The 16,693-nt window shown below is 69.3% G+C and carries 16 protein-coding genes; 8 read left to right on the plus strand and 8 right to left on the minus strand.

Features of this window, described 5'->3' with window-relative positions:
* The first annotated feature begins 152 nt into the window (after positions 1–152).
* Entirely contained in the window at positions 153–1,346 is a 1,194-nt protein-coding gene (locus OG975_RS27350; protein WP_406336489.1) for an RtcB family protein, read from the plus strand.
* A gap of 52 nt (positions 1,347–1,398) precedes the next feature.
* On the opposite strand, the gene OG975_RS27355 is transcribed toward OG975_RS27350, so the two are convergent.
* The 4 genes from OG975_RS27355 to OG975_RS27370 all read right to left on the minus strand — a co-directional run bounded on the left by OG975_RS27355 (position 1,399) and on the right by OG975_RS27370 (position 4,158).
* Entirely contained in the window at positions 1,399–2,655 is a 1,257-nt protein-coding gene (locus OG975_RS27355; RefSeq protein ID WP_406332027.1) for a GNAT family N-acetyltransferase, read from the minus strand.
* Positions 2,656–2,692: 37 nt separating this feature from the next.
* Positions 2,693–2,854, minus strand: a complete 162-nt coding sequence (locus OG975_RS27360; protein ID WP_406332029.1) for a hypothetical protein — start codon at positions 2,852–2,854, stop codon at positions 2,693–2,695.
* On the minus strand, positions 2,854–3,624 hold the full coding sequence (locus OG975_RS27365) for an SDR family NAD(P)-dependent oxidoreductase (protein WP_406332030.1): 771 nt from the start codon (positions 3,622–3,624) through the stop codon (positions 2,854–2,856). Before OG975_RS27365 ends, OG975_RS27360 begins: the two co-directional genes overlap by 1 nt.
* Positions 3,625–3,822: 198 nt before the next feature.
* On the minus strand, positions 3,823–4,158 hold the full coding sequence (locus tag OG975_RS27370) for a YnfA family protein (protein WP_406332031.1): 336 nt from the start codon (positions 4,156–4,158) through the stop codon (positions 3,823–3,825).
* Positions 4,159–4,277: 119 nt separating this feature from the next.
* On the opposite strand from OG975_RS27370, the gene OG975_RS27375 reads away from it, so the two are divergent.
* Complete coding sequence (locus tag OG975_RS27375) at positions 4,278–4,748, plus strand: hypothetical protein (protein WP_406332032.1); 471 nt, start codon at positions 4,278–4,280, stop codon at positions 4,746–4,748.
* 381 nt (positions 4,749–5,129) lie between these two features.
* Positions 5,130–5,621 (plus strand): MarR family winged helix-turn-helix transcriptional regulator, encoded by a 492-nt coding sequence (locus OG975_RS27380; protein ID WP_369261117.1) that lies wholly within the window; start codon positions 5,130–5,132, stop codon positions 5,619–5,621.
* On the opposite strand, the gene OG975_RS27385 is transcribed toward OG975_RS27380, so the two are convergent.
* Positions 5,594–6,001, minus strand: coding sequence for a winged helix-turn-helix transcriptional regulator (locus tag OG975_RS27385; protein ID WP_406332033.1), 408 nt, complete (start codon positions 5,999–6,001; stop codon positions 5,594–5,596). The two genes, OG975_RS27380 and OG975_RS27385, sit on opposite strands and share 28 nt — an antisense overlap.
* 123 nt (positions 6,002–6,124) lie before the next feature.
* Here OG975_RS27385 and OG975_RS27390 point away from each other — a divergent pair, with 123 nt between their 5' ends.
* Positions 6,125–7,015, plus strand: a complete 891-nt coding sequence (locus OG975_RS27390; protein ID WP_406332035.1) for an NADP-dependent oxidoreductase — start codon at positions 6,125–6,127, stop codon at positions 7,013–7,015.
* A 58-nt stretch (positions 7,016–7,073) separates the two neighbouring features.
* On the opposite strand, the gene OG975_RS27395 is transcribed toward OG975_RS27390, so the two are convergent.
* Positions 7,074–8,534, minus strand: a complete 1,461-nt coding sequence (locus OG975_RS27395) for an MFS transporter (protein ID WP_406332036.1) — start codon at positions 8,532–8,534, stop codon at positions 7,074–7,076.
* Between the two features lie 127 nt (positions 8,535–8,661).
* On the minus strand, positions 8,662–9,471 hold the full coding sequence (locus OG975_RS27400) for a DUF6597 domain-containing transcriptional factor (RefSeq protein WP_406332037.1): 810 nt from the start codon (positions 9,469–9,471) through the stop codon (positions 8,662–8,664).
* Positions 9,472–9,623: 152 nt separating this feature from the next.
* Here OG975_RS27400 and OG975_RS27405 point away from each other — a divergent pair, with 152 nt between their 5' ends.
* The 4 genes from OG975_RS27405 to OG975_RS27420 all read left to right on the plus strand — a co-directional run bounded on the left by OG975_RS27405 (position 9,624) and on the right by OG975_RS27420 (position 14,192).
* A complete protein-coding gene (locus tag OG975_RS27405; protein ID WP_406332038.1) occupies positions 9,624–10,736 on the plus strand; it encodes an LLM class flavin-dependent oxidoreductase in 1,113 nt (370 codons plus the stop codon).
* Positions 10,733–11,359 (plus strand): CE1759 family FMN reductase, encoded by a 627-nt coding sequence (locus OG975_RS27410; protein WP_406332039.1) that lies wholly within the window; start codon positions 10,733–10,735, stop codon positions 11,357–11,359. Before OG975_RS27405 ends, OG975_RS27410 begins: the two co-directional genes overlap by 4 nt.
* Positions 11,360–11,819: 460 nt before the next feature.
* Positions 11,820–12,548 (plus strand): response regulator transcription factor, encoded by a 729-nt coding sequence (locus tag OG975_RS27415; protein ID WP_406332040.1) that lies wholly within the window; start codon positions 11,820–11,822, stop codon positions 12,546–12,548.
* Positions 12,549–12,692: 144 nt separating this feature from the next.
* On the plus strand, positions 12,693–14,192 hold the full coding sequence (locus OG975_RS27420; RefSeq protein WP_406332041.1) for an ATP-binding protein: 1,500 nt from the start codon (positions 12,693–12,695) through the stop codon (positions 14,190–14,192).
* 283 nt (positions 14,193–14,475) lie between these two features.
* Here OG975_RS27420 and OG975_RS27425 read toward each other — a convergent pair whose 3' ends face one another.
* Positions 14,476–16,437: an amino acid transporter gene (locus tag OG975_RS27425; RefSeq protein ID WP_406332042.1), complete on the minus strand. Its 1,962-nt coding sequence runs from the start codon at positions 16,435–16,437 to the stop codon at positions 14,476–14,478.
* Positions 16,438–16,693 lie beyond the last annotated feature (256 nt).

A 16,693-nucleotide genomic window follows, 5' to 3' on the forward strand; every position in this document is an offset into this window, starting at 1 on the left:
GTGGTTATTCGGTTGCCGCGTGGGGGCGGCCCCTGGAGACAATGTGTATCGCACGCACTGCCGTGGACGCCGGTCCGTTGTCCTATACGTCGACCTTGGCGCCGGTTTTGCGTTTTATGACTTGTGTTGGTTTCCGGGGGAATGAGGACGAAATGTCGTACGTAGAGGTTCCGGGGGCGAAGGTCCCCATCCGCATGTGGACCGACCCGGCCTCGGTCGAGGACGTGGCCCTGCGCCAGCTCCAGAACGTGGCGACCCTGCCGTGGATCAAGGGGCTCGCCGTGATGCCGGATGTGCATTACGGGAAGGGCGCGACCGTCGGGTCCGTCATCGCCATGCAGGATGCGGTGTGTCCTGCGGCGGTGGGGGTCGACATCGGGTGCGGGATGTCTGCCGTCAAGACGTCGCTCACCGCCAATGATCTGCCGGGGGATCTTTCGCGGCTTCGGTCGAAGATCGAGGAGGCGATTCCGGTGGGGCGGGGGATGCATGACTCTGCGGTTGAGCCGGGGCGGTTCCATGGGATGGCTACGGCTGGGTGGGATGAGTTCTGGGGGCGGTTCGATGGGGTCGCGGAGGCGGTGAAGTTCCGGCAGGGGCGGGCCACTTTGCAGATGGGAACACTTGGCGGGGGAAATCACTTTGTCGAAGTCTGCGTAGATACGTCCGATTCGGTGTGGCTCATGCTTCACTCCGGATCTCGGAACATCGGCAAGGAACTGGCCGAGTACCACATCGGTGTCGCCCAGAAGCTCCCGCACAACCAGGGCCTGGTCGACCGTGACCTCGCGGTCTTCGTCGCGGACACTCCGCAGATGGCCGCGTACCGCAACGACCTGTTCTGGGCGCAGGAGTACGCGAAGCACAACCGCACGATCATGATGGCGCTCCTGAAGGACGTGATCCGCAAGGAGTTCAAGAAGGCGAAGCCCACCTTCGAGCCGGAGATCAGCGCGCACCACAATTACGTCGCTGAGGAGCGGTACGACGGGATGGACCTGCTCGTGACCCGCAAGGGCGCGATCCGCGCAGGCTCCGGCGAGTACGGGATCATCCCCGGCTCGATGGGTACGGGTTCGTACATCGTGAAGGGCCTCGGCAACGAGAAGGCGTTCAACTCGGCGTCGCATGGTGCCGGTCGGCGTATGAGCCGCAACGCGGCGAAGCGGCGCTTCTCGACGAAGGACCTGGAGGAGCAGACCCAGGGCGTGGAGTGCCGCAAGGACTCCGGCGTCGTGGATGAGATTCCGGGTGCGTACAAGCCGATCGAGAAGGTCATCGACCAGCAGCGCGACTTGGTTGAGGTCGTGGCGAAGCTGAAGCAGGTTGTGTGTGTGAAGGGCTGAGTGCGACGCGATGAAGGCCCCGGACTTCGGTAGTCCGGGGCCTTCAGCGTGGTTACGCGAGCCGCTTCTCCAGCAGCGTCACCGCGTACGGGCTGCCCAAGCCGCCGTCCTTCGTGGACTGTTCGCCGACGACCGTGTAGCCCACGGCCTGGTAGTACTCCTGTAGGCGTGGGTTGCTGGAGAGGCAGTCCAGGCGGGAGAGGGGGCGGCCGGAGGCTGCGATGCGGTGTTCTGCCTCTGTCAGCATTCGGCGGCCTGTGCCGGGTGGGGCCACGCGGCGGTCGGTCATCAGGCGGTGGATGTAGGCGGCGGTGGGGGGTTGGGGGCCCCAGGCCGCCGGGTCGTCCCACCAGAGTTCCCAGGCACCCGCGATCTGTTCGCCCAGGAGTGCGAGCCAGACCTCGCCCTCGGTCAGGCGGGTGCGGAAGTGGGGCTCGCCCAGTTGGCCCGGCTTCCACTGGTCGATGCCTTGGGCCAGCTGCCAGCGGGCCGCGTCGTCGCGTAGGCGGACCAGGGTGGGGAGGTCGTTCTCGGTTGCTCTGCGAAAGATCAGTGGGGGGTCGAGCGGGGGGTCGAGGAGGGCTGCCCGGAGGGACTCCGTGAAGGTGTTGTCCAGGCCGAGGGCGTCGGTGACGTAGGCCTGGATCGAGCCGTGGCGGGTCTTCAGGGCGGAGAGGAACTCCGTCATCACCTCGGCGGGGGCCCTGCCGTAGGCCGGCCAGGTCAGGGTGCGGTCCGGGTTTGCCGTGTGCCAGTCCGACAGGAGGCGGGCCGTTGCCCGTTCTGTGAGGGTGAAGTCCTCGACGATCGTCTTCTCCGGGACTCCCAGGAGGGACAGGAGCAGGGCTGCGATCAAGCCCGTGCGGTCCTTGCCCGAGGCGCAGTGGAAGACCAGCGGGGTGTTCGATTCGGCCGACTCCGCGATCAGCTCCAGCGTCTCGCGGATTTCCTTGGTGCCGTCCTCGGCCACCTCCATGTAGCGGGCGGCCAGGTACGCGCCGGGGGCGACCGAGGGGCCCAACGCCGCTTGGTCGTACGGGCGGTGCTCGATGCTCTGGTTGTGGTACGTGAGGGTCGGGTGTTCCGGGACCCTGCCCCGCGCCTCGATCTCCCAGGGGTAGCGGAGGTCCACGACCGTGCGGATACCGAGGGACAAGAAGCGGTCCCAGTCCGGCGTTCCCGGGGTCAGCTTGCCGAGCGAGTCCGCTCGGAACAGGCGGCCCGGGCGGACCGTTCTGCCGTCCTCGGTCCGATATCCGCCCAGGTCGCGGAAGTTGTGCAGACGGTTGAAAGGTATGTGTCTGTTCACAACGCGGGAGCGTACGTGGGCCGTACGCCCGTCGCGATCACTTCGCGTGCGTCACCGCGTAGATCATGACGAACGCCACGATGTGGATGCCGAAGAGGAAGTAGGCCAAGAAGTACCAGACCTTGCGTTCGTTCCTCGTCTCCTCGGCCAGGCGGCGCTTCTCGAGGGAGTCCTCCGGCGTCTGCGGTGGTTCCGTCATCACAGCTCCCGGTGGACCTTCGTGTTCGACGCCTGTGCGCGCGGGCGGACGACCAGGAGGTCGATGTTGACGTGGCTGGGGCGGGTGATCGCCCAGGTGATGGTGTCGGCGACGTCGTCGGCGGTCAGGGGGGCCGCCACGCCCGCGTAGACCTTCGCCGCCTTGCCCGTGTCGCCGCCGAAGCGGGTCAGCGCGAACTCGTCCGTCTTGACCATGCCGGGCGCGACCTCGATGACACGGACGGGCGTGCCGACGATCTCCAGGCGCAGCGTCTCGGCGAGGACGTGCTCGGCGTGCTTGGCGGCCACGTAGCCGCCGCCGCCCTCGTACGTGCCGTGGCCCGCGGTGGAGGAGAGCACCACGACCGTGCCGTCGCCGCTCGCGGTGAGGGCGGGGAGGAGGGCCTGGGTGATGTTGAGCGTGCCGATGACGTTCGTCTCGTACATCTGGCGCCAGTCGGCCGGGTCGCCCGTCGCGATCGGGTCGGCGCCCAGCGCGCCGCCGGCGTTGTTGACCAGGACGCCGATCGTCTTGAACGCCGTCGCGAACTCGTCGACCGCCGCGCGGTCCGTGACGTCCAGCGCGTACGCGGCCGCCTCGTGGCCCGCCGCGTTGATCTCTTCCGCCAGCGCCTCGATGCGGTCCTTGCGGCGGGCGGTCAGCACGACGCGGTAGCCAGCCGCGGCGAGTTGCCGGGCCGTCGCCGCGCCGATACCGCTGCTCGCGCCGGTGACGACGGCGATGCGGGAAGGGGCGGAGGGCGCGGTCATGTGTGCTCCTTGGGCGGTGCGCTCGTCCTCTTGGGCGGTGCGCTCGTCTTCTGGGATGTACGGCAGTCTTCGCCAGGATAGGCAGGTGGCGGGCGGTGGCGTCGAGCTGTCCGGGTTCCGGGTCCGGTGAGCTGCGCGGTTGGATCCGGTGAGGTGCGCGGTCGGGTGCGGTGGGCTCCGCGGTCGGGTGCGGTGGGGTCAGTTGCCGCGTGGCGCGTACATGATGATGGCCATTCCCGCGAGGCAGATCAGTGCGCCGGTGATGTCCCAGCGGTCGGGGCGGTAGCCGTCCGCGACCATGCCCCAGGCGAGGGAGCCGGCCACGAAGACTCCGCCGTACGCGGCGAGGATGCGGCCGAAGTCGGCGTTCGGCTGGAGGGTGGCGACGAAGCCGTACACGCCGAGTGCCATGACGCCCGCGCCGATCCAGGGCCAGCCGCGGTGTTCGCGTACGCCCTGCCAGACCAGCCAGGCGCCGCCGATCTCGAAGAGTGCGGCGAGGACGAAGAGGGCGGCGGAGCGGACGATCAGCATGCGTTCACCTTCGCATGGGGGTGCGAGAGGGGTTGCGTCACCTGATGGACGGCGCCTGTCGGCGGTCAGGGGTGGGATACATCGGGTGACCCTGTGCTTCGAGCGAAGGAAATGACGTCATGCGGATGCGGATGCGGATGCTGTGTGGGGTGGGTGCGGGGGCTCTTCTTGTGGTGGGTGCGGGCTCGCCTGTTGTTGCCCTCGCTCCTGAGGCCGATCTCGCCTACCACGGGTACGTGTCCATGGCCGCCGGCAGCGTTGATGTCCGGCTGACGCCGCAGAACCATGGGCCGAACGCTGTTGCCGATGCGACGGTGCGGCTGCGGTGGTCGGCGGCGCTGGCGGATGTGCAGCGGCTGCCGGAGGGGTGTGCTCGGGCGGGGGCGCGGGTTGTGGTGTGCCGGACGGGGGCGTTGGCGGCGGATGGGCTGGGGGAGGAGATTCGGCTGACGGTGTGGCTTCGGGGGGTGCCGTCGGAGGTCGCGATGGAGGTGGACACGGTGTGGAGTGGTGGGGCCGTGGATCGGAACCATGCGAATGATCGGCAGCGGGTGTTGGCGCTGGACACCGGGGATTCGTATGTGTTCTGAGGGGAGTGTCGGTGGGCTTGTGGGTCGGGGCCGCGCCGGTACGTCCAGCCCGTCGCCGGTGGGCATTACTGCTTGCTGCCACAGCATGAACTTGCCCATAACCCCGTATGCGACGGGCTTTGGACGTACCGGCACGGCCCCTTCCGTGCGTCGCCGACCGCGCCGCCGTACCGGGTGAGGATGGGGGTCCTGTGCGTCGCCGGGTGCGGGGTCGTGCTTTTAGGGGCGCGGGGAACTGCGCGACCAGCCCCCACCGGCCTGTAGCCGACGAACAACCCGCACCCGCTTCAGCCCGTCCGGCGTTTGAGGACGAGGCCGTCCCGGCTGTGGGTGGGTGTCTGCGTCGTACGATTTCTGTTTCGTGCAGAGGAAAGGTGGGGCATGGCTGGGCGGGAGCGGTTGCTTGGTGAGTTGTCTGTGGTGTCGCGTCGGTATATGGCGTCGTACGCGCTGTTCAACCAGGCCGTTGCCGATCATCTGGGGCTGCATCCGACGGATCTGCAGTGTCTGAATCTGCTCAGCCTGGAGGACGGGGCGGTGACGACCGGGCGGATTGCCGAGCTGACCGGGCTGACGACCGGGTCGGCCACGCGGCTGGTGGATCGGCTGGAGAAGGCCGGGTACGTCGTGCGGGAGCGGGACGTGGTCGACCGGCGGCGGGTGCTTGTGGCGACCGTGCCGGAGAAGATCGTCGAGTTCGGGCGGATGTGGGACCGGCTGGGGGGTGGCTGGTATGCCCTCTTCGATGGGCTTGAGGATGATGAACTCGCCCTGATCATCGGGCATATGAGGCGCACGGTCGATTTCAGTGCGGAGCAGATCGCGCGGCTGCGGGGCGGGGAGTTTCAGGATGCCTCGGAGGAGGTGTCGTAGTGCTCGCGCGCTTCGTTGACCTCCTCGATGTGTAGTTCCGCCCAGTCCTTCACGGCGGAGAGCAGGCAGCTGAGGCTGGTGCCGAGGGGGGTCAGTTCGTAGTCGACCCGGACAGGTACGGAGGGGGTGACGGTGCGGGCGACGATGCCGTCGCGCTCCAGTGAACGCAGGGTCTGTGTCAGCATCTTGGGGCTTACGCCCGCGATCTTGCGGCCCAGGTCGCTGTAGCGCATGGACCCTTCGGCCAGTGCGCTGACGACCAGGCTGACCCACTTGTCGCTGATGCGGTCGAGGAGCTGGTTGGTGGGGCAGCTCCTGATGAACGCGTCGTACTCGATGCGTGCCTGCTGGCGTTGTTGGGCCGCCGTCGTGGTCGCCATGGCTTACCTCCGGGTGACGTACGCACCTTCAGGTGCCTACTTACCAAAGGATAGTAACTCTTCCTAGGGTTGTTGCAACGGGAAAGATACCCGGTAAATCGCCTTGGAGTGAGGAGAGTTGACGTGCGTGCAGCTGTTGTGACGGGTTTTGGTGGTCCGGATGTCGTGGAGATCGTCGAGGTGGCGGTGCCCGAGCCGGGGGCTCGGCAGGTGCGGATCAAGGTCGCGGCCGCCGCGTTGAATCCGGTCGACGCGGGAGTGCGTGCGGGCGTGTTCGGGGGTGCGGGGAAGAGGCTGGGGCTGGGGTGGGATGTGGCCGGGACCGTCGACGCGACGGGCGTGGCCACGGGGTGGAGTGTCGGCGACGAAGTGGTGGCGCTGGCTTACGGGACCGCCAAGTCCCTTGGTACGCATGCCGATTACGTCGTTGTCGACGCCGATGCCGTGGCCAAGGCGCCCGCTTCGGTCGACGTGGTGCACGCGGCGACCCTGCCGCTGAACGCGCTGACCGCCTCGCAGGCCCTGGACGCGCTGGGGCTGGAGGCGGGGCAGAGCCTGGTGGTCACGGGGGCCGCGGGTGCGGTCGGTGGTTATGCCGTGCAGCTCGCCGTCCATCGTGGGCTGTCGGTGACTGCCGTTGCCCGGGAGGGTGACGAGGAGCTCGTACGGTCGCTGGGGGCGGCCCGGTTCGTGTCGGGGGCCGTGGCGGCGGGGAGCGTGGACGGGGTGCTGGACGCGGCGCTGCTCGGTGAGGCCGCCCTGGAGTGGGTGCGGGACGGCGGCGCGTTCGTGGGGGTCATTCCGGGGGCCCACCCGGCGTCCGTGCGGGGGGTGCGGACCGGCGCGGTGGAGGTCGCCCCCGACGGGGCGCGGCTCGCGGAGCTGGCGGCGCTCGTCGACGAGGGGGTGCTGACGCTTCGGGTCGCCGAGACGTACGCCCTGGACGAGGCGGCCAAGGCACACACGCGGCTGGCGGAGGGCGGGCTGCGGGGGCGGCTCGTGCTCCAGCCCTAGGGTCGTCAGCCCTGGGGGCGTCAGCCCTAGGGTCGTATTTCCTCAGGCTCGCATTTCCTCAGTGGTGGTGGTCCTCCGGTGCCTTGAGCGGCAGGAGGCGTACGAGGGGGCAGCACAGGAGGGTGACGGCGGCTACGGCGGTGAGGCTCATAGTGGTGGCGTGGGCCTCGCCACCGCCGCCGGCGGTCGGCTTGAGTGCCCTGAAGTAGACGGTGGTGACGGCTGCTGCGCCGATCGCGTTGGCGAGTTGCTGGACCGCGCCTAGCGAGCCGCCCGCGCTGCCCGCCTCGCTCTGCGCGATGTCGCCGATGGTGACGTCGTAGATCGAGCCGAAGCAGGTGCCCATGCCGAGGCCGATGACGAGCAGGGGTGGGACCAGGGCCCAACTGCCGGTGTCCGTACCGGAGATGGTGACGAGGGTGAGCAGGTAGCCCGTCCCGGCGAGGGTGATGAGCAGGCCGAGGAGGACGAGGCGGCGGCCCAGTGTGCCGATCAGGCGGTAGCAGGCGATCGCGGCGATGACGATGCCGGCGGACAGGGGCATCAGGCCGAGTGCGGCGCCTGCCGGAGAGCGGCCTAGGGCCTGCTGGAAGAAGAGCGAGACGACGTAGAGGAGTCCGGCGACCGCGGCGAAGAAGACGATGCCGAGGACGAGTCCTGAGGTGAAGCCCCGGTTGTGGAGGAGGGAGGGCTGGATCAGCGGGTTGGCCGCGGTGCGCTGGCGGTGGCAGAAGGCGGCGAAGAGGGCCGCTCCCGCGGTGAGGAGCAGGAGGTTCGTGGCCGTCCAGCCGTGTGCCGAGCTCTCGATCAGGGCCGAGAGCAGGGCGAGCATCGTGGCTGCCAGAAGGGCTGAGCCGGGGCCGTCGACGGTGACCGTGCGGTCGCCGGTGTCGCGGGGGAGCAGGCGGGCGGCGGTGAGGAGTGCGGCGCCGCCGAGGACGAGGTTGATGAGGAACATCGAGCGCCAGCCGAGGCCGCCGATGTCCGTGTCGATGAGGAAGCCCGCGAGGATCGGGCCGCCGACGGCCGAGAGGCCCATCACCGGGCCGAAGAGGCTGTACGCCTTGCCGATCTGGTCCCGGGGCCAGGTGGCGCCGAGGATGCCGAAGCCCTGCGGGATGACGAGCGCGCCGAAGGCGCCCTGTGCGAGGCGGGCGGCGACGAGCGTCCCCGGGCTCGGCGCGAGGCCGCAGGCGACCGAGGCCGCGGTGAAGCCGGCGAGGCCGGTGAGGAAGAGAGTGCGGCGGCCGTACTTGTCGCCCAGTCGCCCGCCGAGGACCAGCAGCACACCGAGGGCGAGGGCGTAGGAGGCGCCGAGCCACTGGATGAGGGCGGTGCCGCCGCCGAGGTCCTTGGCGATGGTCGGGGCGGCGATGTTGGTGATCGTGCTGTCGAGGAGGTCCAGGATGTCGGCGGCCAGGACGACTCCGAGGATCGCCCAGCGGGTGCGCGATGACGGGGGCGCGGATTCTTCTTTGGAGTGGTTGGGTTCTTTTGCGTTGTGCAGTGTCTGCGTCACGCAGATAAATGTGCGGCATGGGGGAGGGGGAGGTCAAGTCATTACTCGGCGATGGCTGGGATTGCGGCGATGGCGGGGGTTGTGGGGGTGACGGGGACTGCGGGGGTGACTGGTGTGGCGGATGGGGTCAGGTGGGCTGGCGGCCGCTCGCGTATGCCGTCGGCGGGACGCCTACCGTCGCCGTGAAGTCCCGTACCAGGTGGGCCTGATCGGCGTAGCCGAGGTCGGCGGCCAGGCCTGCCCAGTCCACAGGCTGGGAGGTCTCGGCTCGTTCCAGGGCCTCGTGGATGCGGTAGCGGAGGATGACCCACTTGGGGCCCACGCCGACGTATCCGGCGAACAGGCGCTGCAGCAGTCGTACGGACATGCCTTCGGCGCGGGCGAAGTCGCCGACGCGGCGGATCGTGCGGTCGGTGCGGATGCGGTCGACGAGGGCCGTCGCCAGATCGGCCTGGGGGTCGGGGTGGGGGCCGAGGGTGTGGACGAAGGTGTCGAGGGCGGCGATGCGGGCGGCCTCCTCGGTGGGGGCGAGGATCGTGGCGGGGTCCGTGTCCGGGTAGACCTCGGGCCACCATGTCCGTCGGCCCGTCCACTCCGACACGGGGCGCTGCGGGGCGAAGGGGCGGAAGGCGCCGGGCCTGAACTTGACGCCGCACACCCGTCCCCGGCCCTCCAGTTTCTGGGTGAACAGGCCGAACTGGACGCCCGCCACCTCGACGGAGGGCTCCTGGCCCTCGTACTGCTGGAACACGATGTGGACCGAGGGGTGCGGGACCACATGGGAGACGTACGGCTCGGGGAGGTCCCAGTCGATCAGCCAGTAGTGCTCCACGTAGGGGCGGAGGGGTTCGGGGGGTTCGGGGCGTCGGAAGTTCACGCGCGCGAAGAGTTCCGCGGCGTCGACGATGCCTCGGGTGTCACGGCGTGGGGCGGCCATGAGGGGATCGTAGGGCGGGGCACTGACAACGCCCGGGCTGCTGGACTGGCGGGCTGTCGGGCTGCTGTTCTGTCGGGCTGCCGGAATATCTGTGGAGGGGGGATGGTTCGAGGGTATAGTTGAATACTCAACAACCTGGAGGGTGAGCGACCATGCAGTTCGGGATCTTCAGCGTCGGTGATGTCACACCGGACCCGACCACGGGCCGGACGCCGAGCGAGCACGAGCGCATCAAGGCCATGGTCGCCATCGCGCAGAAGGCCGAGGAGGTCGGGCTCGACGTCTTCGCGACCGGCGAGCACCACAACCCGCCGTTCGTGCCGTCGTCGCCGACCACCATGCTCGGCTACATCGCCGCGCGCACCGAGAAGCTCGTCCTCTCCACGTCCACGACCCTCATCACCACCAACGACCCGGTGAAGATCGCCGAGGACTTCGCGATGCTCCAGCATCTGGCGGACGGGCGAGTGGACGTGATGATGGGGCGCGGCAACACCGGCCCGGTCTACCCCTGGTTCGGAAAGGACATCCGCCAGGGCATCAACCTCGCCATCGAGAACTACGCGCTGCTGCACCGGCTGTGGCGCGAGGACGTGGTGACGTGGGAGGGCAAGTTCCGTACGCCGCTGCAGTCGTTCACCTCGACGCCGCGGCCGCTGGACGGCGTAGCGCCGTTCGTCTGGCACGGCTCCATCCGCTCGCCCGAGATAGCCGAGCAGGCCGCGTACTACGGCGACGGCTTCTTCCACAACAACATCTTCTGGCCGGCCGACCACACCAAGCGGATGGTCGAGCTCTACCGCGAGCGGTACGCGCACTACGGGCACGGCACGGCCGAGCAGGCGATCGTGGGGCTGGGCGGCCAGGTGTTCATGCGGCGCAATTCGCAGGATGCCGTGAAGGAGTTCCGGCCGTACTTCGACAACGCGCCGGTGTATGGGAACGGGCCGTCGCTGGAGGACTTCACCGAGCAGACCCCGCTGACCGTCGGCTCGCCGCAGCAGGTGATCGAGAAGACGCTGGCCTTCCGGGAGTACGCCGGTGACTACCAGCGCCAGCTGTTCCTGATGGACCACGCGGGGCTGCCGCTGAAGACCGTCCTTGAGCAGCTCGATCTGCTGGGCGAGGAGGTCGTGCCGGTGTTGCGCGAGGAGTTCGCCAAGGGGCGTCCGGCCGGGGTGCCGGATGCGCCGACCCACGCGTCTCTCGTCCAGTCCCATGTCCAGTCTCTCGGTACGGCTTCCCAGGAGGTGACCGTCGTATGAAGCTCGTCGTCGTTTCTGCGGGGTTGAGTGTTCCGTCGTCCACGCGGTTGCTGGGGGACCGGCTGGCGGCCGCGACGGTGCGGGGTGCCGATGTCGAGGTCGAGGTCGAGGTTGTCGAGCTGCGTGATCTCGCCGTCGAGATCGCTCACAACTTCACGAACGGGTTTCCCGGGCGGGAGCTGGCCGCCGCGATCGACGCGGTGACGTCCGCGGACGGGCTCATCGTCGTCACGCCGGTGTTCTCCGCCTCCTACAGCGGGCTGTTCAAGTCCTTCTTCGACGTGATGTCCGGTGGGGACAAGGATGTGCTGGCCGGGAAGCCGGTGCTGATCGCGGCGACCGGTGGTTCGGGGCGGCACTCGTTGGTCCTTGAGCATGCGCTGCGGCCGTTGTTCGCGTATCTGCGGGCTGTGGTCGTGCCGACCGGGGTGTATGCGGCTTCGGAGGACTGGGGGGCCGAGGGGCTGGCGGAGCGGATTGAGAGGGCGGCGGGGGAGTTGGCCCGGTTGATGGTGGGGCTGGCGACGGGGTCGCGGGGGAGTGGGGCTGTGGCGGTGACCGGGGCTGGGGGTCGTTTCGAGGTGATCCCCTTCGCGCAGCAGCTCGCGGCGCTACGGCCGTAGGGCGCCGGGGCCTTTTTCGCCCCCGCCGCCCCTACCCGTCCCATCCCGTTCCTGGGGGCTGCGCCCCCAGACCCCCGCTTAAAAGATTGCGCAGTTCCCCGCGCCCCTAAAAGGGGCGCGGGGAACTGCGCAATCTTTTGGGCCAGCCCCCACCCACCGGCAGGCGAAACACAACCCCCGGGGTCGAAGGGGCGGAGCCCCTGGGGGATGGGACGGGTAGGGGCGGCGGGGGCGAAAGAATCCGGCGCAGACCCTGCCGCTCCGGCCGCCCCCGAGCCGGGGGTGTCCCCGGGGCGGCCGGGCGCAGGGACTGTCAGGGCTCGCCCGTCCTGACATACGGGACACAGTGACCGGGGGAGGTAAGGCGACGCGCCAGGCAGGGGTGAGAGGCGGGTAAGAAGGGCGGTGATAGGTCCGCTCATCAGGTGGTACTCGGCCAGGGGCTTGGCAGACTGGTGGGGTGCCCCAGAACGTGCTGCTCGCCGAGGACGACCGTGCCATCCGTCACGCCCTGGAAAGGGCGCTGACACTGGAGGGCTATGAGGTGACGGCCGTCGCCGACGGGGTGGAGGCGCTGGCCCAGACCCACCGCACCCCACCGGACGTCCTCGTCCTGGACGTGATGATGCCCGGCATCGACGGCCTCCAGGTGTGCCGCGTGCTGCGCGCGGAGGGCAACCGCGTCCCCATCCTGATGCTCACCGCGCTCGTCGAGACCGCGGACCGCATCGCGGGCCTGGACGCCGGCGCCGACGACTACGTGGTCAAGCCGTTCGACGTCGAGGAGGTCTTCGCCCGGCTGCGCGCCCTGCTGCGCCGCACCGGCAACGGGAGCGGCGCCTTCGACGACGTACAGGCATCCGGGTCCAAGGAGGCCCAGGCGTCGAACGGGCAGCTCATCGCGGCCGGGCTGCGCATGGACATCCAGGCGCGGCGCGCGTGGCGCGAGCAGCGGGAGCTGGAGCTGACCCGGACCGAGTTCGAACTCCTCGAACTGCTCGTCCGCAACGCCGGCATCGTCCTCGACCACGCCACGATCTACGACCGGATCTGGGGCTACGACTTCGGCCCGGGATCGAAGAACCTCGCCGTGTACGTGGGCTATCTGCGGCGCAAGCTCGACGAGCCGGGGGCACCGGCACTGATCCACACCGTGCGGGGCGTGGGGTACGTACTGAGGGAGGACTGAGTGCCCCCCAGCTCGGCCAAGTCTTCCCGGTCCCGCCCGCCTGGCACGTCTGGCACGTCTGGCGCTTCTGGCGCACCTGGCGCACCTGGGACGCCTGGTGCATCCGGTCGGCTTCGCCGGCTTTTCCGGCTGCGGCTTCGGCGCGTGTCCTCTCTGCGGGCCACCTTCACCGTGTCCTTCGCGGCCGTCGCCGCCGCCGTCACGGTCCTCGTCGGGTTCCTGAGTTACGACGCCGCCGCCCGGCTGGTGCGCGTGGACCAGCAGACCGTCTTCGCCGAGGTCGTGCAGGACCTGCGTGACCAGGTGCGCGAGCATCCGCTGCAGCCGGGCGACTTCGCGTCGTCCGACCCCGACCACGACGGGCCGCTCGACGACATCATCCGGCCCAGCCGTACGGACGTTCAGGTGCTCGGGCCCGGCGGCGCGATCGTCGACCGCGGCAACCCGCAGCTGCCCGTGGGCAGCCACGACCGGGCGATCGCGGACGACGGCACGGCGGGAAAGATGGAGGAGCACAAGGAGGTCGACGTCGGCGGCGACCGCTACCGGGTGGCGACCGTCGCGCTCGGCGGCGGGCGGGGCGCGGTGCAGGTGGCGCAGCAGTTCAGCGACACAGAGGATCTGCTGCGGGAGCTGCAGCAGCGGACCGTGCTGCTCGTCGGGGCGGTAGTGATCGCGGCGGGGCTGTTCGGGTGGTGGCTGGCCCGGCGGATCACCCGGCGTCTGGTGCGGCTCGCGGGGGCCGCCGAGGACGTCGCGCGCACCGGGCGGCTCGGTATCCAGGTGCCGGTCACCGGGTACGACGAGGTGGCGCGGCTCGGCCGTTCCTTCGACCGGATGCTGGGCCGGCTCGCCCAGTCCGAGGAGGACCAGCGGCGGCTGGTCCAGGACGCGGGGCATGAACTTCGTACGCCGCTGACCTCGCTGCGTACGAACATCTCCATGCTCCGTCGCATCGACGAGCTGCCGCCCGAGGCCCGGGAGGAACTCGTCGCCGACCTCGCCCTGGAGTCGCGCGAACTGACCGACCTCGTGAACGAGCTGGTCGCCCTCGCGGCCGGGCAGTCCGACACCGAGCCCGTACGGCGGCTCGATCTCGCGGACCTTGCCGAGGATGTCGCGATCGTTGCCCGGCGGCGGACTGGGCGGGACATCACCGTGCGGGTGAGTGGGGACACGGAGGTCGATGGGCGGCCCACCGCTCTTCAGCGGGCGATTTCCAACCTTGTGGAGAACGCGGCCAAGTTCGATCGGGACGGGAGGGCGCCGATCGAGATCGCGGTTACGGGGATGGGGGGCCGGGGTGTGGGGCTGGGTTCGCGTTCGGGTTCGGGTTCGGGTGCCGGTCGTGGGGTTGCCTTTGATTCCGGCGGTGACGTGCCCGCCATCGGTCGTCCCGGGCCGGTTCGCGTCGAGGTTCTCGACCGTGGTCCCGGTATCGCGGATGGTGACCTGGTCCGTATCTTCGACCGGTTCTACCGGGCCGCCGATGCCCGGAGCCTGCCCGGTTCCGGGCTTGGGCTGTCCATCGTTCGTGAGGTGGCCACGGGGCATGGCGGCACGCCGTTCGCCTTTCGGCGGGATGGGGGTGGCACGGTGATCGGGTTCACGGTGGACGGGGACGGTCCGGCGGACGAGGGCTGAGGGAGGGGTCTTTCGCCCCCGCCGCCCCTACCCGTCCCATCCCCAGGGGCTCTGCCCCTTCGACCCCGTTCGGTTGTGTGTCAGGTGCGGGTGGGTGGGGGCTGGTCGCGCAGTTCCCCGCGCCCCTTAAAGCACCTGGGGCGGGCCGGCGGTTGTTTAGGGGCGCGGGGAACTGCGCGAGCAACCCCCACCCACCCGCAGCCAAAGAACCGGCCTACGGGGTCTGGGGCGGAGCCCCAGGAACGGGATGGGACGGGTAGGGGCGGCGGGGGCGAAAACCCTTCTAGCCGACGTGGATGCGTGGGCGTCGTGAGCGGTTGGGTTCTGCCTCGCGGAGGACCTCTCGGGTGACGGGAGCGACCTCGCCCTGGCCGAAGAGGAAGAAGCGGAGGAAGTTGGCGAAGGGGTTGCCCTCGGTCCACTCGAAGTAGATGTGGGGGATGCAGCCGGTGGTGTCGCGGACGTGGAGGAGGAGGGCGGCGAGGGCGTTGGGGATGGAGGAGGACTCCAGGGTGAGTACGCGGTAGCGGCCGTGCAGGACCTCGCCGCGTACGTTCAGGCCCGCCTCGAATTCCGACGGGTCGAGGACGGTGACCTCGACGAAGACGAAGTCCTCCTGGGTCGGCAGGTCGTTGTCGGCCCGGATCTGCTCGATCTTCTCCCGGTACTCGGCTTTGTCGCGCTTGTCGGGCTCGTTGGCGATGAACCGGATCCGGCGGCTGGCGATGTCCCGTACGAAACGCTCAGCCATGTCGTCCATCGTCACGCTGGTGACCCGCAGTTCGAAGGCGCGGGCCAGCCGGGACAACAACGACACGAGGATGATGCCCGCGATGAAGCAGGCGCCGATCTTGACGCCGTCGGGGCGCTCGATGACGTTCACGACGGTGACGTAGAGGAGCACCGCGGAGACGATGGCGAAGCCGATCGTCCAGCCGCGCTGCCCTGCGCGGCGGGCGGCGATGGTCACCGCGATCGCGGCGGAGGACATCAGGACCAGGACACCGGTCGCGTAGGCGCCGCCCTGGGCGTCGACGTCGGCGTCGAAGATCCAGGTGACCAGGAACGCGACCAGGGTGAAGACGATCACCATGGGGCGGACGGCGCGGGCCCAGTGCGGGGCCATGCCGTAGCGGGGCAGGTAGCGGGGCATGAGGTTCAGGAGTCCGGCCATGGCCGAGGCTCCCGCGAACCACAGGATGGCGATGGTGGAGATGTCGTAGACGGTGCCGAAGGCGTTGCCGAGGTATTCGTGCGCGAGGTACGCGAGTGCGCGGCCGTTGGCCTGGCCGCCGGACTCGAACTCCTTCTCCGGGATGAGGAGCGTGGTGATGAAACTGGTGGCGATCAGGTAGACGCTCATGATCACGGCGGCCGTGGTCAGCAGCTTCTTCGTGCCCCGGATACGGCCCGCCGGCTTCTCCTCGGTGTCCTCCGCGTCGCCCTCGACGTGCGGCATGACCGCCACGCCGGTCTCGAAGCCGGAGAGGCCGAGGGCCAGTTTCGGGAAGACCAGCAGGGAGACGCCGATCATGGCAAAAACGTTTCCGTGGTCGGCGGTGAGGCCGGTGGTCCAGTCGGTGACGACGTGCGGTTCCGTCGCCACCTGCCAGAACCCCACCACCACGACTACGGCGTTGAGCGCCAGGTAGATCCCCACCAGGACGACCGCGACCCCGATCGCCTCCAGGAAGCCCTTGAGGAACACCGCGCCGAGCAGGGCCACCAGAACGAGGGTGATCACCATCTGCTTGTCGTGCAGCACGCTGGTGAGGTGGGGGTTCTCCACCAGGTGGGTGGAGGCGTCTGCCGCCGACAGGGTGATGGTGATCAGGAAGTCGGTGGCGGCGAAGCCGAGCAGGGTCAGGACGAAGAGCTTGCCCTTCCAGAACGTCAGCAGCCGCTCCAGCATCGCGATCGAGCCCTCGCCGCGGGGGCTCTCCTCGGCCACTCGCCGGTACACGGGCAGTGCGCCCGCCAGAGTGACGATGACGAGCACGATGGTGGCGATCGGTGACAGCAGTCCCGCCGCCAGCGCGGCGATGCCCGGCTGGTAGCCCAGTGTGGAGAAGTAGTCGACACCCGTCAGGCACATCACGCGCCACCACCGCTGCCCCTTGTGCACGGGCTCGGGCACCGGCTCGGCGGCCCGGGGCACCTGGCGGCCCTTGCCCATGTCGGACAGCCCCTCCAGCATCCACGCACGCAGGCGACTCGTGCGGGCGTCGTGGTCGAGGGTGGCCATCGGTGCGCTCCTGACGTACGGCTCTTCGAAAGGTTCCGGCCATCGAGGACACGGCAGCATCAGCGTATGCAGAGAGTGATCCGTGGGCCCACGGGTAGTTGGGCCGAATGCGTCAAGATGGCGTTAAGACCGGCCGGTCGGGCATTTTCGCGGGTCGCGCTCCTGTCGGCGGTGGGCGACGGCCGCTTCGTGCGGGACGGGGTTTCGCCCCCGCCGCCCCTACCCGTCCCATCCCGTTCCTGGGGGCTGCGCCCCC

Origin of the sequence: Streptomyces sp. NBC_00203 (genome assembly GCF_045206325.1) — a bacterium.
Lineage (GTDB): Bacteria > Actinomycetota > Actinomycetes > Streptomycetales > Streptomycetaceae > Streptomyces > Streptomyces lutosisoli.

Excerpts from the sequence above, each read along its gene's own strand:
- OG975_RS27365 (WP_406332030.1), bottom strand. The coding sequence starts at position 3,624 with ATGACCGCGCCCTCCGCCCCTTCCCGCATCGCCGTCGTCACCGGCGCG.
- OG975_RS27360 (WP_406332029.1), bottom strand. The coding sequence starts at position 2,854 with ATGACGGAACCACCGCAGACGCCGGAGGACTCCCTCGAGAAGCGCCGC.
- OG975_RS27410 (WP_406332039.1), top strand. The coding sequence starts at position 10,733 with ATGAAGCTCGTCGTCGTTTCTGCGGGGTTGAGTGTTCCGTCGTCCACG.
- OG975_RS27370 (WP_406332031.1), bottom strand. The coding sequence starts at position 4,158 with ATGCTGATCGTCCGCTCCGCCGCCCTCTTCGTCCTCGCCGCACTCTTC.
- OG975_RS27405 (WP_406332038.1), top strand. The coding sequence starts at position 9,624 with ATGCAGTTCGGGATCTTCAGCGTCGGTGATGTCACACCGGACCCGACC.
- OG975_RS27385 (WP_406332033.1), bottom strand. The coding sequence starts at position 6,001 with ATGGCGACCACGACGGCGGCCCAACAACGCCAGCAGGCACGCATCGAG.
- OG975_RS27350 (WP_406336489.1), top strand. The coding sequence starts at position 153 with ATGTCGTACGTAGAGGTTCCGGGGGCGAAGGTCCCCATCCGCATGTGG.
- OG975_RS27425 (WP_406332042.1), bottom strand. The coding sequence starts at position 16,437 with ATGGCCACCCTCGACCACGACGCCCGCACGAGTCGCCTGCGTGCGTGG.
- OG975_RS27400 (WP_406332037.1), bottom strand. The coding sequence starts at position 9,471 with ATGGCCGCCCCACGCCGTGACACCCGAGGCATCGTCGACGCCGCGGAA.
- OG975_RS27380 (WP_369261117.1), top strand. The coding sequence starts at position 5,130 with ATGGCTGGGCGGGAGCGGTTGCTTGGTGAGTTGTCTGTGGTGTCGCGT.
- OG975_RS27375 (WP_406332032.1), top strand. The coding sequence starts at position 4,278 with ATGCGGATGCGGATGCGGATGCTGTGTGGGGTGGGTGCGGGGGCTCTT.